We start from the raw sequence: 18,044 nt of genomic DNA on the forward strand, positions 1-18,044 counted from the left end.
GAATCAATTCTGATTCATCAGTCCCATAAATTATAGAGCCTTTTTTTGTAAAGGAAGTAAGGGCAACGTCTTTGTATAAATAGATTCTTCATTTAGGGCAGTGCAACGGGTGCTTACATTTCTCTTAAAGTGATCTCGACCACTGGTACCAACACATCTGGTGGGCAGACGGGTAAGCTGAGAACAAGGTCCTCTTTGTTGATGATGGCTTCCGTTGAAGTGAGCACTTCCTCGGGATCAAATCCTCGATAAAACAATTCGGAGCCATCATGTAAGAAACGGATATGCTTTACGCGTCCTGCAAGCCCTGGAAGATGCAAGGATTTGTATGGATAAGAAAAGAGGTGCAAGTAAAGTTTATTCCCGTTTTGGGTGTAACGACTGTCAATAGGCGGTTGAAAAGAGCTGGCACCACAGCCGATAATCGCTTGTTGATGATAATGCATCCATGAACCGATGGCTTCTAAATGGCTGCGAGTTGGAAAGCTGATTTCTCCACGAGCATTTGGGCCGATATTTAAAAGAAAGTTCCCATCTTTTGCCACTGTGTCAATCAGCATTTTGGTCATCATTTCACTGGATTTCCAGTGCTGAGCATCACGATCATAGCCCCACGTTTCGTACATCGTTTGGCACGCTTCCCATATCAAAGGCAATCCATCCGCTTCTAATGGTTTGTCTGGTTGGAATTGCTCAGGGGTGGTAATCCCTCGGCCCAAATCCAGACGGTCATTCAGCAGCATGTTCGGCTGCAGGTTTCGACAAATTTGTTCGATCCGCTTACTATCCCAATCGGCGGCACCTTTGCCTTTAGACCATCCCCAATCTCGATGACTATATGGAAAATCAAACCACATATAATCGATGGTTCCATAGTTAGTCAATAGTTCAGTGACTTGACCAGCTAAAAAATCTTGATAGCGGCGCATGTCACGCTGGCTATTCGTCTGACGGGCTTGAATAGTCTCTCGTTGCGGATGCAGGCCGTCGAGCGTGAAATCTGGATGATACCAATCGATCAGCGAATGATACAGCCCAATCTTAATGCCGACCTTGCGAAATGCCGGCAGCAGTTCTGCTAAGAGGTCTCGCTTGAAGGGGGTATTGGTCACTTTGTATTCGCTGAGAGCGGTATCCCAAAGGGCAAAGCCTTCATGATGTTTCGTCGTGAAGACCATGTATTGAAAACCGGCCTTCTTTGCGGTTTGAGCCCATTCCTCTGCATTGAAAAGATCAGGATCAAACTGAGAAAAATAGTTCTCGCGATAGGTGGTGGGTTCAATTTTTTCTGTCGTCATAAACCATTCGTGTCGAGCGCCAATACTGAATAGGCCGAAATGGATGAATAAGCCAAACCGATCATGGAGGAACCAGTTTGGGTCAGGGTAGTCGGCAGGCCAATTTTTATACGTTCTCATTAAAAATAACTCCTTTTTCAATCACTTAAAGAAATTCTGTATTCGTCATGACTGTTTCTTGAATTTTCCAGCCATCTGCTTCCTTGACAAAGGTATGGTAAGCCTCTGTGATGTGATCACGGTAGGAAGAATCTTTTGGGCTGATCGTTTTCTGTTGCGCCGCGACCAGCATGGATCCTGTCTCTTGTTTAACGACTTCAAAAGAAAGCAGCGTGTGCTGCAGCTGTTCTTCTGCAAAAAAATCAGCTAATTCTTGGGTCGTCTCTGCTCGTGCCGCTGCCACTAGCGTTGCGGCATAGGCTGTCGCGTCTTGGTCAGAGGCTGCTTGTAAATTTTCTTTCAGCACTGCCAAACACGCCTCCGCCGCTGCTTGATTTGTAATATTGCCTGTCATCTCCAGTTTTTCTGAAGGTTGGGCATGAACTGGAGCAGAAGAACCGGTTGTTAGAAAATAGAGAAAGAATAGGCTAACAATAGTCAGCAGACTCACGATGACGGTTCGGCGCAGCAAGGATGTTTTCATAAGTTCTCACTCCTTCTTTTAAACATCAGAAATTTTCCCCGCACTATAGATTCCATGAAATAAATTGCGACCCACAGAAGTACTGCCGCTGAAAGGGGTCACCATTGGTAAGGACGGTTGAGTCAATTCTTCCAACGTATCGAGCTCCCCGTCCAAGAAGGCAGTAAGCCGCCAGAGTGTCGTATCGCAGCGCATCAGCAAGGCGCCGTATCGCAGATCGATAATTTCAAAACCGAAAGGTCGATTCCAGTCAAACCAGACTTGACGATGGGCTTCATAAAGGGATTGCAAGGCGGATTTATAGACACTGAGCGCATCTACTGCTTGGTGCAGTCCGGTGCGATCCTTGCTTTTATAGGCACTGGTGATCTGGTTGGTAATACAGGCTTTTTGTGCCAAAACATCAGCCAGCTGCTGATAAAAAGCAAACATCGTTTGTGTGTCCCGTGTTGCTTTCACAGCAGCCAACTCTTGAGCCAATGTTTGATAGTAGGATGCTAAAGAAAGATCAGTTAAATTTTCTTGATACAAGCCATACAGCAAGTCTTGGTAGAGCAACAGCTTGCTGGGGTTTTCTCCGTGAGGATTGTTTTTTTGCACACCTGCAGTTTGATCAAAGCGATCAAGCAGTAAAAAGTCGTTGGCTATTGACTGGTGAAAAAGCTGAAATTTTTTAGTTAAATTCTCTAACGAAAGGTCGTTTCCAAACTGCGCTTCACTGAAATATTGCAAACCTAGTAGCGCAGCAATCACTGGTGTTTCAGCTCCGTCGTCGCCCCAAAGTGTGGCATAGACTTCTTGGACATCGTTTTCTTTGGCGGCTTGCAAGGCGTGACGCATAGTGGCGAAACTTTTGCCGTAGTTCGGCGCTAAACCGTTCCACGTCCAGATACCTCCAGCAAAGACGATCGGCTGTTTTAATTCCCGGTGTTTCGCAAACATTCGCTGATAAGAGGCATGATCATGATGATAATAATCCCAGTAAACCATTTTGACCGCAGGAAGGTCAGCAAATAATTCTGTCGGAAAACACACGTCTGAATCGTAGTAATCACCCGTAGGCGCACCGATTCTAAAAAACATATCGCTCCACATCATCGGCTCAAAACCTATGTTTTGACAAAGCGCAGCTACCTGCTTTAGGTGTGCGGCCATAATCGTGAACCGGTCTTGTAACCCGTGTATTTCTAAATACTTTCCTTTCCCCAATTGGTGTGCTTCATCCATACCGATGTGCAGTTGATCAGTTGCAAAACACGAACGGATCGAACGGATCGCTGCTTCCAAAAAAGTATACGTTTCTTCTTCTCCCACCAGTAGAATATCTTCTGTGTCCCGAATATTTCCAGCGAACTGCCACTTTAAAGGATTCGTCAAATGTGCCAATGTTTGAATCGCTGGAATCAAAGTTACTCCTACGGCTTGGGCATAGGTATCTAGAGCCTTTAATTCTACTTGGGTATAACGACCGCGCAAATGTCCGAAATAAGGGTACTCAGGAATTTCATAAGTATCTTCCATATAGAGCATGAGGCGGTTGAGGCCCATCTTACTTGTTAATAAAATGAACCGTTCCAGCTTTTTGACGGTCATCACCGCATTGCGGGACAGATCGATCATTGGTCCAATTGCTTCAAAATGCGGCTGTTCTTCTAAGACATAGACTGGGCGATCTTCATGCACCCATAAAGTTAATGCCCGAAACAAATGCGCTTTTTCTTGATAGTAAATGATCGTTTCTAGTGGGCCGTGGCAAATTTTCAGGGAACCGGGTCGATGAATCAAGCGCAAGGGATGGCCATTCGGCGTTTCCCTCAATTCTAGTTCTTGCAGTGCGTGACTAAAAAAATCATCGAGGTTTTCATTACTTTGGATAAAAATGTCCTTCATCACGAGCGTCCTTCTTTCATCAGTGATTCCGAGCGCTGAATCGCTTGAAAAGAGAACCAGCTACTGGGGAATAGGAAAAAGGGAACAAAGCCGATGACTAATAAGATTGGCAAAAAAGTCAAAATGATAGTAATCACTAAGATTCCCAAAATCATCGCAATTGTTTGGGGAACACTGATAACCATTAGTAATATTGCTTGTTTAAAATAGTGAAGAAGCGTCAAATCATAACGCAAATAGACCGGCAGAAGGTACAAGCTGATCAAAAGGGCACTGATAAATAGCAGCAGCAAAAAAAAGTGAATCAAGCTATTTTGGATAAAAGTACTAGAGATACGTAATTCCAACCATAAGAACAACAACAAACCCGCTTGCATGGCGCCTAATTGATTGGCACGACGGAAATTTTTTTTCACGATAGTTTTGAACCAAGTCTTCAAAGACGCTGGTCGTTCCTTTTTTTGGAAGCTATCGAAAAAAGCTTGGATAATCGTAGCGGTGGCAGGAAAAATACCTAAAAATATCCCGTATCGAAATACCCAATAAAACCAGAGTAACTGCAACTTCAGGCAATGAAGTAACCAATCGCCGACTTGATAGGAAACATGATAAATACCATTCGTTTGTTTCATAAGCCCCTCACTTTCTTACGGATACAAGTTTTGTTGTATCCGCTTTATTTGTTGTTCTAATCGTATCATTGATATATAGCCAGTGGGAGTAAATGGAAAAATCACACATCGAAAACAAGAAAAACACAGCAAATGTATTTGAAACGCTACATTTCTCCAAAAACGTTCATCGAAATCAAGCTTTATTCCTTGCACCTTTTATAGACGAAGTTGTTCGTTTTAACATAGCGAAAAAACTTACATATTGTTATAGGACATTTTTTTCGCTTACATTTAGAACAAAGAAAGGAGTGCAAATGAATGACAAAGATTCGCGGTGATATTGAAGAAGCCAAAGGGAACGTTCAAGAAGAACTAGTCCCAGAAACAGAAATGCTCAAGCAACGTCTGGAATGGTTTCAAGACTTGAAATTCGGAGTGATCTTCCATTATGGGCTGTATGCCGAAGCGGGGATCGTTGAGTCTTGGCAATTATCTGAAAAAGATGAATGGGCTAGAGCAAACCACCCTTATCGAGAAACCATCGAAGCACTGCGTTTGGATTATTGGCAGTTGATCAATCAATTTGAACCGAAGAAGCTGGATACCCGCAAATGGGCAAAAATCTGTAAGGATGCAGGGTTTAAGTACTGTTTATTCACAACAAAGCATCATGATGGGTTTTCGATGTTCAATACAATGGAATCAGAGTTTAAAATCGGCGGGAAATTAAGTCCCTTTAAACGCGACATATTGCAAGAAGTGTTTACGGCATTTCGAGAAGCAGGGATCGCCACAGGAGCCTATTATTCTAAAGCTGACTGGTATTCTCCTTTTTACTGGTTGGATGATGATACCGTCAAAGGCCGTCATGCCAGTTACGATACCCATCTTCATCCAGAAATTTGGGCACGCTATGTGTCGTTTGTGCATCGCCAGATTGCGGAGATTACCTCCAATTACGGAAAAGTCGATTTTCTTTGGTTAGATGCCGGTTGGTGCGGACAAGGCAAAGAAGACCTACAAATGGATCGTTTAGCTGAGATTGCGCGTGAGAAACAGCCGGAATTGATCATCGTTGATCGGATGATGGGGGGCCGTCATGAAAATTATGTGACACCAGAACGCAAAATTCCTGCATTAGCAGAAATTCCTAAAAAAGTTTGGGAAAGCAATATCCCGATTGGAAATGATTGGGGCTATGTGCCGAATGATACTTTTAAGAGCAGCCAAGAACTGCTGGAAACCTTGATTGATGTAGTCAGTAAAGGGGGGAATTTGATTTTAGGCGTCGGACCAACACCTGATGGCGAATTTACATTCGAAGAGACCCAACGCTTAGAAGAAATCGGCCATTGGTTGGCGCTATATGGTGAAGGCATCTATGAAACGCGGGCAAGACCAACAGCTTGGAAAAATGAATGGTATTTGACCTATCAAAAAGACGGCAAGGCTCATTTTGCATTTCGCAGTATCGCTGCAGTCGCTTGCGAACAGATTCCTTTAACAGAGATCGGAGCAACTGAAGAAGACGAGCTAATTGATCTAGCCACTAAAAAACCGTTACCAGTCTATAAAAATGCGGATGAGCCATATCTCTTATGGTCGGATATCAGTCACCCGAACGTTGGGGCAGTTGGGATTCGCGTTTCGACACATAGGGAAAAAAATACACATTGATTTGAAAGCGAATACAATTCATGATAAGGCTAACACCAAGCAAGGAGGAGGAAGAATGGAAACAGCGCCAATCAGACAAACCGTTTCAGTACCTAAAACAAAGAAACAAGATATAAAAATGAAGATCAAGAAAAATCGGCAATTGTACTTGTTTGTGTTGCCAGCGTTTTTGATTATTTTGATTTTCTCGTATGGACCGATGTATGGAATCATTATTGCATTCAAGGATTATATGCCTTCATTAGGGATTATGGGCAGTCCTTGGGTTGGGTTTAAACATTTTCAACGTTTTTTCGATTCCTATTATTTTTGGGAACTCATCAAAAATACTTTAGGAATCAGTATCTATTCATTGGTTGTCGGTTTTCCGCTGCCGATCATCCTGGCATTGGCTTTGAATGAGATCAAAGACGGCCCATTTAAAAAAATTACCCAAACAGTCACGTATGCTCCAAACTTTATTGCTGTGGTGGTCATGGTTGGTATGGTCATTGCTTTCTTATCTCCCTCAACAGGGATCATCAATCACCTATTAGAATTTTTGGGTTTCGAGCGGATCAGCTTTATGACCAATCCTCGCTGGTTTAAAACGATTTATGTACTGTCGGGCGTTTGGCAAGGAACGGGATGGGGGTCTGTGATTTATCTGGCAGCCCTATCTGGAGTTGATACGCAACTGCACGAAGCGGCAACGATCGATGGTGCTTCTCGTCTTCAACGCGTTTGGTATATCAATATTCCAACGATCATGCCCACGATGGTGATCTTATTGATCATGAGCTTCGGCAGCTTGATGTCAGTTGGGTTTGAAAAAATCATCTTGATGCAGAATCCTTTGAATATGCAATCCTCGAATGTGATTGCGACCTTTGTTTACCAGCAAGGGCTGTTAGATGCGCAGTACAGTTTTGCTGCGGCAGTCGGCTTATTTAACTCATTGATCAATTCAGTCTTGTTGATCGTAGTCAATCATATCGCCAAACGTTTAAGCAACTCTAGTTTATTGTAGAAGGGAGGACCAAAAGTGAAAACAACGTCTTTAATAAAAGATACCCGTGCTGATAAAATCTTTTTGATCTTTGTTTATGTGTTTTTAGCAATTTCTTTGCTGATCGTTTTGTATCCACTGATTTATATCATCAGTGCTTCAATCTCAAATCCGCATCTGGTAAACTCTGGTGAAATGTGGCTTTTGCCAAAAGGAATCACCTTTGAAGGCTATCGAACACTACTAGGCAATAGCAGTATCTGGCGTGGCTATTTGAACACGATTTATTATACGGTTTTAGGGACATCGATCAATCTCTTAGTGACCTTACCTTGCGCTTACGCCTTATCACGAGAGGATTTTTATGGGCGACGCGCCTTCACCAATTTTATGTTGGTCACCATGTTCTTGTCCGGTGGCTTGATTCCCAGCTACTTGTTGATTCGCAGCTTAGGCATGCTGAATACTGTCTGGGCACTAGTGATTCCAGGAGCCGTCTCGGTTTACAATGTTGTTGTCACGCGAACATTTTTTCAATCCACGATTCCACGGGAGATGGAAGAAGCAGCAATTGTGGATGGTTGTTCTGATTTTCGGCTATTCATGCAGATCGTTTTACCACTATCAACGCCGATCATTGCGGTAATGGCTTTATTCTATGGCGTCGGACATTGGAACAGCTTTTTTAACGCATTGATCTATCTTTCTGATCGATCAATGTATCCGTTACAAATGATTTTAAGAGAAATATTGATTCTTCAAGATATGTCATCAAATACCGTCAATAATGTGACTTCAGAAATGGCGAATATGCTATATAGCAAACAACAACTTGCTCAAGTCATCAAGTACGGCGTCATGATCGTTTCTTCATTACCGGTAATTATCGTCTATCCGTTCTTACAAAAGTATTTTGTCAAGGGCATGATGGTTGGTTCAATTAAAGGATAAAAAAACTTAAAGGAGGAAGAAAATGAGAGTAAAAAAGAAACTTTTAGGAATAGCAGGTGTTGCTTTGTGCAGTATGCTCGTCTTAGGTGCGTGCGGTAATTCTTCAGATGAAGGTACTGGGGAAAAGAAAGAAGTGGCCATCAATCATGACAGTCAGTTTCCGATCATCAAAGAAGGTGAAGAACTGACACTGAATATCATGGCACCTGGTGTAGGGTTGGCGGAATGGGAAGACATGCCGACATTACAGGATTATCAGGAAAAAACTGGCATCAAACTGACCTATACGACACCGCCATCCGCTGACTTTAGTACGAAACTGAACTTAGCCTTTGCTTCTGGAGATTTACCGGATATCGTTTATGGTGCTGGTTCGCAAGCATTGACTGCTTCGATGGAGATCGATTACGGTTCACAAGGGATCTTGCTTCCCTTAGAGGAGTATATCACGCCGGAAATCATGCCAAACCTGTATGCACTGACGCAAGAAGATCCCTCAATCTTGAAGTCGATCACAACACCGGATGGGCACATCTACTCTCTGCCGATGATCTCACGGAATGCAACCTCAATCTGGTGGCAAGGTCCGATGTGGTACAACGGCACGTGGCTCGATAATTTAGGTGTATCTGAACTGCCAAAAACCACAGACGAATTGCAAGAGCTTCTGACACGTTTTAAAAACGAAGACCCTAACGGCAATGGTCAAGCAGACGAGATCCCATTGACGGATGTTGATATGAACTCGACACGAGTTTGGTTGATGGCTGCCTTTGGCTTACGGACCCGCGGCATCCAAGTGGATGATGATGTGGTCTCCTACACACCGACTTCAGAAAACTACAAAGCATTCTTGGAATATATGAATACATTGTACGATGAAGGCTTGCTGGATAAAGAAGTTTATGGACAGTCAGATGAACAGAAAAAAGCGAAGGGTGAAAACAATCAACTTGGGCTTTTTGCCGACTATTTCAGCTTCTTTACTACTGGTCGCAGTGAGGAAGAGGCTATGAATGATCCAATGTTCCAACCAGTGACTTCTGAATGGGCTCCAGAAGCTAAGATTCCCGGTAGTCCAAGAATTTCACGAGGGACCTTTGCTTTGACCAATGTCAATCCTTCTCCAGAAGCTTCTATGCGCTGGGTGGATTACTTCTATTCAGAAGAAGGCTCAAAATATATCGAACAAGGACCAGAAGGGTTTTTATGGGAGTACCAAGAAAATGCGGACGGTGAAAAAGTTCGTGTCTATGCAGACGGCATCGATACTAACAATACCGAAGACGAACGTGGCAAGATCACACCAGCATACGGATTGACAACGCCAAACCTTGTTATCGATACAACCGACGAATACCATATCCGTAAAACGGCGAATGAAGAACCGGATACTCGTTTCAACGATTGGGTTGCCAAAGAAACAGCTGAGAAGATGGAAGACATCGCTGAAGTACCATTTCCGCTGCTGTATTTAACGATTGAAGAAAACGATAAGGTAGCAGCAACTGCCACTGATTTGACAACTTATGTAGAACAAATGGAAGCCAAGTTTATCACAGGTGTCGAACCGTTAGATAATTGGGACGACTATGTGAAAACGATCGAAGCAATGGGCATTGACGAATACGTCGAAGTCTACCAAGCGGCTTATGACCGTTGGAAAGCAAACTAAATAAAGTGATAAGTGGAAAACGGGCCGAGACGATCAATCTCAACCCGTTTTTTTCAAAAATCTGCTAGAGGAGTCCAAAGAAAAATGAGAGTTATGCAGCCTTATGAGTTTGAACGCATTCGGAAAATTTTATACAAATTAAAACAATACCGCGTACGTCATCAGCAACCGGTAGCCCCACTTTTTTTAAAACGAGAGACTTGGGTACCGTATGAGCAAGGGACTTATTTTGGAGAAAAAAATGCCTATTACCAATTGCAAGGTAGCATTCAAGTTCCTGCTGACTGGGTGGAAAATCTTTGTGTCCTGCAAGTGTACTCAAGCCTTTCAGAGTGGGACAACACCACCAATCCCCAAATAAAAATCTATTTGGACGATACCTATGTCCAAGCCATCGATGTCAATCATCGAGAAATTACATTGACAAAACAATTTCTACAAAAAGTAGTCAATCTGAAGATCGATCTGTTCTCAGGCCGATCCGACAAACCATTCCCGCTGCAGGTCAATTTATTGGCGTTGGATCCTGCAGTTAATGATATCTGGTATGATTTTTATACGCTGTTTGATAGTTGGCGTGCCATTCGTGCGTTTGGCGGTGACGAAGCATTTTATCAACAAGTCCTTGGTCAAGTCGCCAATGTCTTGGATTTTCGTACCCCCTACTCAACGGCATTCTATGAAGGTCTCACAAAAGCAAAGCAGCTGCTTTCATCGTGTTACCTACCAGCGCATAAACCAAAACAAAAGGTGACGGCTGTCGGCCATACCCACATCGATCTGGCGTGGCTTTGGACGGCGCAGCAAGCAATTGAAAAAGGCGAGCGCAGTTTCCAGACGGTCTTGAAATTGATGGAGGAGTATCCAGATTACACGTTTTTTCAAAGCCAACCACAACTGTATCACTCCATGAAAACCCATTATCCTGAACTTTACGCTGCAATCAAAGAAAAAGTTCGAGAAGGAAGATGGGAAGTTGACGGGGCGATGTGGGTGGAAGCCGATTGCAATTTGACTTCAGGAGAATCACTGGTTCGTCAGATCCTTTATGGCAAACGGTTTATGAAAGAGGAATTTCAAGTCGATAGCCGCATCTTATGGCTACCGGATGTCTTCGGTTATTCAGCCGCCTTGCCGCAAATTTTACGCAAAACAAATACGCCATACTTTATGACGACGAAGCTGTCATGGAACCAGTTTAATCAAATTCCATATGATTCCTTCTATTGGCAAGGAATTGATGGAAGCCGCGTTTTGACGCATTTTATTACAACCATCAGTGAAGGATACAGTCCAAGAGATTATTATACGACGTATAATGGATTGCTAGATCCTTATACGATCAAGGGGAGTTTTGAACGTTATCAGCAAAAAGATCAGCACGACGAAATTTTGATTGCCTATGGGTATGGTGACGGTGGCGGAGGTCCGACGAAAGAGATGTTGGAAGTTCAAAAACGGCTGCAAAAGACATTGCCAGACATGCCGACGATCACAGGCAATCATGTGGGGGGCTTTTTTGATCGACTGGCAAATTCTTTTGCTGAAAAACCAGGACCGGTCTGGTACGGCGAATTGTACTTTGAATACCATCGCGGGACCCTGACTTCCATCGGAAAAAACAAAAAGGCCAATCGTCAAGGAGAATTCTTCTTACAGACGATTGAAAAACTTTATAGTATCTGTGGGATGAATCGCTATCCACAAGCTGAATTAGAACAACTTTGGAAACAGCTGCTGTTCAATCAATTCCACGATATTCTGCCGGGAAGCTCGATCAAAGAAGTCTATGATCAGACGGATCAAGAGTATCGGCAGCTCTTTGATAAAGGCTGCGAGCTGATCCACGCTTTGCTTCCAGAAACACAAGCACCCAAAGCTACTTCATGGCATGTCTTTAACCCGCTGGGACAAGCTCGGACGGGTCTGGTCTATTTAGACGATCAAACAGGGGTCAAAGAAGCTTACTCGACTCAGCGGACCCATGATGACCGGCTCTTAGTCAAAATTCCCGCCATGGCTGGCTTGAGCTGCAAAACATTGACCCCTGTCTCAGCTGTGCCTCAATCAAAGCAAGTGGCAATGCGGCTGGAGGAATCATTTGAAACGGCGGATTTTAAAGTGATTTTTGACGAACACTTTGACATCATCTCTTTAATTGACAAACGGCATCAACGAGAGATCGTACCAAAAGGCGAGCGGTTGAATCAGTTAGTGGCTTATGAAGATCTGCCGATGGATTATGATGCGTGGGATATTGATATTTATTACCAGAAGAAGCCTTATCCTGTGAAGCAAGTTCTCTCAGCTGAGGTCGTTGAGCAAGGTGAGATTCGTGATACCTTGAAAATCAAACGTCAGTTTGAAGATTCTTTTATTACCCAATGGCTACATTTTTATCATGGCACCGGAAGAATCGATTTTGAAACAGCGGTTGATTGGCAGCAGCATCAATTGCTGCTGAAGGCATTGCTGCCGATTGATGTCAACACATTGGAAGCGACATTTGATATTCAGTTTGGGCAGGTAAAACGACCTGTGCATCAAAACACGACATGGGACCAAGCACGTTTTGAGAGCTGTGGTCAAAAATGGGTTGATCTCTCAGAAGGAAATTATGGGGTTAGTATTTTGACAGATTCGAAATATGGGTTCAATACGGATTATCAAAAGATCGGGCTTTCTTTGATCAAATCGCCGATCGATCCGTATCCAGAAGCGGATCAAGGCTTTCATGAGTTTACCTACTCCTTGTACGCCCACGAAGGGACTTGGCAAGACGCGCAAACGATGGAAGAAGCTTTGGCATTGAATGTTCCCGTTCTAACCGTTCCAGGTGTGCCGCAACTATCAGCAGAAGCTTTTCTAGCAGTCGATCAAAAGAATGTCTTGCTGGATACGGTGAAAAAAGCCGAAGATGAAGAGGCACTGATCGTGCGGTTGTATGAATATCATAATCAAACCACCGCCTGTCAATTGCGTTGCCAAAAAAGAATCAAAAAAGCGGTTTTAACGAATCTTTTGGAAGAAACCGTCGCTGAACTGCCGATTGAGCCGCTGGATGCCCAAAGCATCACAATCCATTTCCAGCCATTTGAAATCCAGACCATCATGCTTTATTTAGAAGACTAAATAGAAATGGAGAAGCATATGATTGAGACACTTTTACGGCAAATGACGTTGAAAGAAAAAATCGGCCAGCTGAATCAGCGTCTGTATGGTTGGGAAGTCTATGAAAAAACTAACGGAAAAATTATGTTGACTGAAACCTTTAAAAAAGAAGTAGCTCGTTTTGGCAGTCTTGGCTGGATCTACGGCGTGTTTCGGGCTGATCCTTGGTCAGGTAGAAATCAGCAAACTGGCCTGACGACCGCGGAGTCCTATGAGCTATCCCTTATGATTCAAACTTATTTGCAGGAGCACACTCGGTTGGGGATTCCAGCCTTTCTCAGTGAAGAGTGTCCCCACGGGCACCAAGGTTTGGAAGCCACGACATTTCCGGTCAATTTTAGTGTCGGTTCTAGTTGGAATCCCGACCTGTATCAAGCGGCCCAAACTATCACTGCTCAAGAGATTCGAGCAAAAGGGGCCCATGTCGGCTTAGTTTCCGCATTGGACATTGCTAGAGATCCGCGTTGGGGACGAACTGAAGAATGTTTCAGTGAAGATCCATTTTTAACCAGCAGCTTTACCAAAGCGGCCGTCAGAGGATTGCAAGGATTAAAAACAACGATAGAAAAACAGAACGTTTTAGCGGTGTTGAAGCATTTTGCTGCCCAAGGTGCAGGAATGGGGGGGCACAATGCAGGACCAGTGGCGATCGGTGATCGGGAATTCCGTGAAATTCATCTGCCACCAATGAAAGCGGGGATTGCTGCTGGGGCTTTGGGGTGTATGGCTGCATACAATGATCTAGATGGCGTTCCTTGCCATGCCAATGCGTATTTGCTGCAAGAGGTTTTAAGAGAAGAAAGTGGCTTTGCGGGAATCGTTATGGCTGATGGGTGTGGGTTGGATCGGATTGCTGACTGGCTGGGAAGTCGCTCGCAAGCAGCCGCCAAATCCTTGACCAGCGGTGTAGATGTTAGTTTATGGGACGAAGTTTTCCCTGTATTGGAAGAAGCTGTCCTTGACGGATTGATTGCGGAAACGGTTATCGATGAGGCGGTCCGGCGTGTGCTTCTTTTGAAAGAAAAACTTGGCTTGTTTAAAGAAGCAACGCCCCACGTTTCATTACCAGACAAAGAAAAGGCCCGACAAGCTTCCTTAAAATTAGCAGAAGAATCTGTCGTCTTACTAGAAAACAATGGCATTTTGCCTTTGAAGAAAACGCGACAAAAAATTGCTGTCATTGGGCCTCACGTTAAACAGCTGTATCATCAGCTGGGGGATTATACCCCATTTAAGGAGGAAGCAATGTGTATGACTCTTTGGGAAGGGTTGACCAAATTAAATACGCATCAAGTGGATTTCGCCTACGAAAAAGGCTGCGAAATCGCCAATGGAACAACGGCGCAACGACGGCGGGCTTGTCAGATCGCAGAAGACGCTGATGTCATCTTAGTGACGATTGGTGGCTCCAGTGCCCGTGATTTCACAACGGATTTTGACAAGAACGGCGCCGCCTTAAGGGGATCTCAGGAAATGACCAGCGGAGAAAACATCGACTTAGCTACCCTCGATTTGCCGCAATGCCAGTTGGATTTACTGTTTGCGTTGAAGAAGAGGAAAAAGCCGCTGATTGGGATCGTGATTTCTGGTCGACCGCATTGCTTAGCCCCTTTGAAAGAAGTATTCGATGGACTGCTTTACGCTGGCTATCCCGGCCAATATGGAGGGGAAGCGATTGCTCGGATTCTTTTTGGCGAAACGGTTCCTAGTGGGAAATTAGCAGTTTCTATTCCTGATACGGTTGGACAGCTGCCAGTCTGTTATAATTATCGCAACACAGCGTTTCAAAAAGACTACCTCGATCAAAACGGCACACCAGTATATTCTTTTGGTTATGGTCTTAGTTATGCCTCTTTTACTTGCAGCGCGGTTTCGGCTGAATATGCAGGTGAAGGCATTATCGTTAGCGGCACACTCGAAAATCATTCTGCAGTTTCTGGCAAAGAAGTCATTCAATGTTATCTAAAAGAGTACACAAAAGCATATGTGCCGAGGAAAAAAGTCCTGTGTGGCTTTCAAAAAGTATGGGTGCCTAATCAAGGGCAAGTAGCTTTTCAACTCGTGATCGATGAAGCATCAGTGCAGCAGCTGGCAATTTCTTTGAAAGATACTGCATCGTTTTGTCTGGAAGTCGAAACAACAGGTCAGCAGTATCGATTTGTATTTCAACGATCCAACCCTGACCGTACGTGGCAGGTAACTCAGAAAGGAGCAAAAGAATGATTCACTTTCCAAAAAACTTTTTATGGGGAGCGGCCGCGTCAGCACCGCAAACCGAGGGGGCTGCGTCTGTTGACGGCAAAAGTCCCTCTACATGGGACAAATGGTTTGAGTTAGAGCCGTCACGCTTTTACGATGGTGTCGGACCAAGCGACACTTCAAATACCTACTATCAATACCGTGAAGACGTGGCAAACATGAAGGCCATGAACTTAAATTCCTATCGGACATCGATTGCATGGACCCGCTTATTACCAGACGGAAAAACATTGAATCAGACGGCAGTAAAGTTTTATCGGGCATATTTTCAGGAAATGCTGGATCAAGGCATCGAACCGATCATTAATTTGTTTCATTTTGACATGCCTTGGTGGCTGATGGAGAAAGGAGGCTGGGAAGCCAGGGAATCCGTGGACCATTTTGCATTTTATGCAAAAACTGCTTTTGAACAATTCGGCGATTTAGTGAAAAAATGGGCGACCTTTAATGAACCATTGGTGCATATTGAATGTGGGTATTACGGAGATGCTCATTGGCCGCAAGTGCGTGATTTCAAGCGGGCGATCCAAGTGGGTTATCATACTTTGCTAGCTCATGCGAAGGCGGTTGCTGAGTTTCGTAAACTCGCACTTCCTGATGGAGAAATCTGTATCATCTTGAATTTGTCACCTGTTTATCCAAAAAGCCAAGAAGCGGCTGATCGAGAAGCCGCTGAATGGGCGGACCTCTTGTATATTCGCAGTTTTTTGGACTGTGTCGTTTATGGACAATTTCCTGAAAAACTAACGAGCTTGTTCAAGGAGCATCAATTGACCCCTGAATATGAGGCAGCAGATGCGGAAATTTTTCGTGAAAATACCGTAGATTTTATCGGTTGCAATTATTATCAACCGTTGCGGATCCAAGCGCCCCTTCCGCAGAATGGAGCATCCAATCCCTTTGAGCCGCGTCAGTTGTTTCGTGGGTACGATTGGTCAGAGAAAAAAATCAATCCTCATCGTGGCTGGGAAATCTATCCAGAAGGGATCTACGATATTGCGATGCGTCTGAAGAATGACTATCAAAACATGCCATGGTTTATTTCCGAAAATGGCATGGGGGTGTCAGAGGAAGAACGGTTCATGGATGCCACGGGGCAAGTCAATGATACGTATCGGATTACCTTTGTTGAAGACCATTTGCGTCAGCTGCATCGCGCGATCGAAGATGGGTCACCTTGTTTCGGCTACCATATGTGGACCTTTATGGATTGCTGGAGCTGGTTGAACGCTTATAAAAACCGCTATGGTTTTTATCGAGTAGATTTGAAGAATAACTTCGAGCGTTATCCTAAAGCGTCCAGTTTTTGGTTGGCAGAAGTAGCTGCTAGAAATGCCATTGATTGATCAAAGTGTCCGATTGGAAGCAAAAATACCGCAGGAACATGTTCCTGCGGATTTCTTTTGGGTATGAACATTTTACAAATACTTCTCACGAAAATCAGCGATGGCTTGGCGTGACGCGTAGATATTGCGTGCCAGCTTTTCATTTTTACTTAAAAAGACATAGAAAAGGACATCGACCGCTAATAGGTGGGCGATGATCGAATTGGTAGCGGCACTCCGCTGGTTGGCTTCTTTGGAACGGGACACTTGCAGGGGAACATCCGCCAACTTCGTCAACGGGTTGCTGCCAAAGCGGGTGAGTGACAGGATCGGAACGCCAAGATTTTTAGCGATTTCGGCTAAGTGAACCATCTCAGGCGTGTGTCCACTGTTGGAAATGACCCAGACCAGACTTTTTTTCTCGTTTTTGACAAGTTGCGGCAACAAGAGATTGTAGTCATTTTCAAACACGACGATCTTGCCTAAGCGAGTCCATTTTTGTTGGATATCTTGTGCGATCAATGAGGAAGCACCGATCCCGCAGACAAAAATGCGTTCACGAGTCGCGATCAGTTCAGCGGCAGCCAACATCAGCTGTTCTTCTAATAATTGGGCCGTCTCATTCATGGTCACCCGGGCATTGTGGCTCAATTTTGAGGTGATGGCATGAAAGGGCTCGTTTAATTCAACATCGGCATAACCTAAATGCTCATTGGCATTGTGGCGCAAGCCGGATTCGGCAGATAATTGTATTTTTAAATCTGTCAAACTAGCAAAGCCAGTTTTTTTCGCAAAACGTACAACGGTTGGTGCACTGATCCCAGTGGCTTCTGCTAATTGACTCGCAGTCATCGATGGCACTTTTTCAGGATTGGCCTCCATGAATGCGAAGAGTTTCTTCTCAGAAAGCGATAATTCATTTTTCATGCTCTCGATTCGGGAAAGAACGCTCATCCTTACACTTCCTTTAGATAGAGTAGTATCCTAAGTATAACATAAGTTTTGGAGGAGCTTTCAAAAGAAACGAAAAGAATAGGTAGATAAACTTGCTTTTTTACTTAGAATCAAGTAAAGTAATTACGTGTGAAAAGCACAGTACCTGTTACTTGGTTTAACGAATCACCAACGTTTTACTCAGTCGCAGGGGAAAAAGAAAAAGAGGTGAAAAACATGGCAATTTCAAAAGAACGCAAAAACGAAATCATCAACAAATTTGCACGTCATGAAGGAGATACTGGTTCTCCAGAAGTTCAAATCGCTGTTTTAACAGAAGAAATCAACCATTTGAACGAACATGCACGTATGCACAAAAAAGACCACCATTCATACCGTGGGTTGATGAAAAAAGTTGGACATCGTCGTAACTTATTAGCTTACCTACGTCAAAAAGACGTACAACGTTACCGCGAATTAATCCAAGCTTTAGGATTACGTCGTTAATCAAACAAAGAAAAGTGAGGTTCAACCCGAATCTCACTTTTTTGCTATGAATCACTGCGACTGGGCGGCGCAAGCCGCACAGAGCAGATGATGAATAGTACTAGGCGAGAGCA

General features: G+C 44.0%; 13 protein-coding genes. 8 read left to right on the forward strand and 5 right to left on the reverse strand.

The genetic code is table 11. The features are described from left to right. Positions 1–113 precede the first annotated feature (113 nt). Genes Q1X33_RS15155 through Q1X33_RS15170 form a run of 4 tightly spaced genes read right to left on the reverse strand, consistent with a single transcriptional unit; the run spans position 114 to position 4,463 of the window. The gene (locus Q1X33_RS15155; RefSeq protein ID WP_270787935.1) at positions 114–1,418 is read right to left on the reverse strand and encodes an alpha-L-fucosidase; all 1,305 of its coding nucleotides are present in this window, start codon (positions 1,416–1,418) and stop codon (positions 114–116) included. A gap of 25 nt (positions 1,419–1,443) precedes the next feature. Next, positions 1,444–1,941: a hypothetical protein gene (locus tag Q1X33_RS15160; RefSeq protein ID WP_005228047.1), complete on the reverse strand. Its 498-nt coding sequence runs from the start codon at positions 1,939–1,941 to the stop codon at positions 1,444–1,446. 18 nt (positions 1,942–1,959) lie between these two features. Continuing rightward, positions 1,960–3,831: a beta-N-acetylhexosaminidase gene (locus Q1X33_RS15165; protein ID WP_118215551.1), complete on the reverse strand. Its 1,872-nt coding sequence runs from the start codon at positions 3,829–3,831 to the stop codon at positions 1,960–1,962. Further along, positions 3,831–4,463, reverse strand: a complete 633-nt coding sequence (locus Q1X33_RS15170; protein WP_005228052.1) for a DUF624 domain-containing protein — start codon at positions 4,461–4,463, stop codon at positions 3,831–3,833. Before Q1X33_RS15170 ends, Q1X33_RS15165 begins: the two co-directional genes overlap by 1 nt. Before the next feature lie 300 nt (positions 4,464–4,763). Here Q1X33_RS15170 and Q1X33_RS15175 point away from each other — a divergent pair, with 300 nt between their 5' ends. The 7 genes from Q1X33_RS15175 (at position 4,764) to Q1X33_RS15205 (ending at position 16,512) form a co-directional block, all read left to right on the forward strand. Next, positions 4,764–6,122: an alpha-L-fucosidase gene (locus Q1X33_RS15175; protein WP_005228056.1), complete on the forward strand. Its 1,359-nt coding sequence runs from the start codon at positions 4,764–4,766 to the stop codon at positions 6,120–6,122. A 55-nt stretch (positions 6,123–6,177) separates the two neighbouring features. Next, on the forward strand, positions 6,178–7,131 hold the full coding sequence (locus Q1X33_RS15180) for a sugar ABC transporter permease (protein ID WP_005228058.1): 954 nt from the start codon (positions 6,178–6,180) through the stop codon (positions 7,129–7,131). A 15-nt stretch (positions 7,132–7,146) separates the two neighbouring features. Continuing rightward, on the forward strand, positions 7,147–8,061 hold the full coding sequence (locus Q1X33_RS15185; protein WP_005228060.1) for a carbohydrate ABC transporter permease: 915 nt from the start codon (positions 7,147–7,149) through the stop codon (positions 8,059–8,061). A gap of 22 nt (positions 8,062–8,083) precedes the next feature. Further along, the gene (locus Q1X33_RS15190; protein WP_005228062.1) at positions 8,084–9,736 is read left to right on the forward strand and encodes an extracellular solute-binding protein; all 1,653 of its coding nucleotides are present in this window, start codon (positions 8,084–8,086) and stop codon (positions 9,734–9,736) included. A gap of 84 nt (positions 9,737–9,820) precedes the next feature. Beyond that, the gene (locus Q1X33_RS15195) at positions 9,821–12,868 is read left to right on the forward strand and encodes a glycoside hydrolase family 38 C-terminal domain-containing protein (RefSeq protein WP_034869060.1); all 3,048 of its coding nucleotides are present in this window, start codon (positions 9,821–9,823) and stop codon (positions 12,866–12,868) included. Positions 12,869–12,886: 18 nt separating this feature from the next. Further along, entirely contained in the window at positions 12,887–15,130 is a 2,244-nt protein-coding gene (locus tag Q1X33_RS15200) for a glycoside hydrolase family 3 N-terminal domain-containing protein (RefSeq protein WP_225582082.1), read from the forward strand. After that, positions 15,127–16,512 carry a glycoside hydrolase family 1 protein gene (locus tag Q1X33_RS15205; protein WP_005228068.1) on the forward strand — a complete coding sequence of 462 codons (1,386 nt, stop codon included), beginning with the start codon at positions 15,127–15,129 and terminating at the stop codon, positions 16,510–16,512. Before Q1X33_RS15200 ends, Q1X33_RS15205 begins: the two co-directional genes overlap by 4 nt. Positions 16,513–16,584: 72 nt before the next feature. On the opposite strand, the gene Q1X33_RS15210 is transcribed toward Q1X33_RS15205, so the two are convergent. Further along, entirely contained in the window at positions 16,585–17,445 is an 861-nt protein-coding gene (locus Q1X33_RS15210) for a MurR/RpiR family transcriptional regulator (RefSeq protein WP_301969791.1), read from the reverse strand. Positions 17,446–17,661: 216 nt separating this feature from the next. On the opposite strand from Q1X33_RS15210, the gene rpsO reads away from it, so the two are divergent. Further along, positions 17,662–17,931 carry a 30S ribosomal protein S15 gene (gene rpsO / locus Q1X33_RS15215; RefSeq protein ID WP_005228072.1) on the forward strand — a complete coding sequence of 90 codons (270 nt, stop codon included), beginning with the start codon at positions 17,662–17,664 and terminating at the stop codon, positions 17,929–17,931. Positions 17,932–18,044 lie beyond the last annotated feature (113 nt).

The sequence above is a fragment of the Enterococcus sp. B2E4 genome, assembly GCF_030499455.1.
In the GTDB taxonomy this organism is placed as follows: Bacteria; Bacillota; Bacilli; order Lactobacillales; family Enterococcaceae; genus Enterococcus_D; species Enterococcus_D casseliflavus.

What these genes read in the sequence shown, in the direction of transcription:
- rpsO (WP_005228072.1), top strand. Translation starts at nt 17,662, where the DNA reads ATGGCAATTTCAAAAGAACGCAAAAACGAAATCATCAACAAATTTGCA.
- Q1X33_RS15180 (WP_005228058.1), top strand. Translation starts at nt 6,178, where the DNA reads ATGGAAACAGCGCCAATCAGACAAACCGTTTCAGTACCTAAAACAAAG.
- Q1X33_RS15210 (WP_301969791.1), bottom strand. Translation starts at nt 17,445, where the DNA reads ATGAGCGTTCTTTCCCGAATCGAGAGCATGAAAAATGAATTATCGCTT.
- Q1X33_RS15175 (WP_005228056.1), top strand. Translation starts at nt 4,764, where the DNA reads ATGACAAAGATTCGCGGTGATATTGAAGAAGCCAAAGGGAACGTTCAA.
- Q1X33_RS15200 (WP_225582082.1), top strand. Translation starts at nt 12,887, where the DNA reads ATGATTGAGACACTTTTACGGCAAATGACGTTGAAAGAAAAAATCGGC.
- Q1X33_RS15205 (WP_005228068.1), top strand. Translation starts at nt 15,127, where the DNA reads ATGATTCACTTTCCAAAAAACTTTTTATGGGGAGCGGCCGCGTCAGCA.
- Q1X33_RS15195 (WP_034869060.1), top strand. Translation starts at nt 9,821, where the DNA reads ATGAGAGTTATGCAGCCTTATGAGTTTGAACGCATTCGGAAAATTTTA.
- Q1X33_RS15190 (WP_005228062.1), top strand. Translation starts at nt 8,084, where the DNA reads ATGAGAGTAAAAAAGAAACTTTTAGGAATAGCAGGTGTTGCTTTGTGC.
- Q1X33_RS15170 (WP_005228052.1), bottom strand. Translation starts at nt 4,463, where the DNA reads ATGAAACAAACGAATGGTATTTATCATGTTTCCTATCAAGTCGGCGAT.
- Q1X33_RS15165 (WP_118215551.1), bottom strand. Translation starts at nt 3,831, where the DNA reads ATGAAGGACATTTTTATCCAAAGTAATGAAAACCTCGATGATTTTTTT.
- Q1X33_RS15155 (WP_270787935.1), bottom strand. Translation starts at nt 1,418, where the DNA reads ATGAGAACGTATAAAAATTGGCCTGCCGACTACCCTGACCCAAACTGG.
- Q1X33_RS15160 (WP_005228047.1), bottom strand. Translation starts at nt 1,941, where the DNA reads ATGAAAACATCCTTGCTGCGCCGAACCGTCATCGTGAGTCTGCTGACT.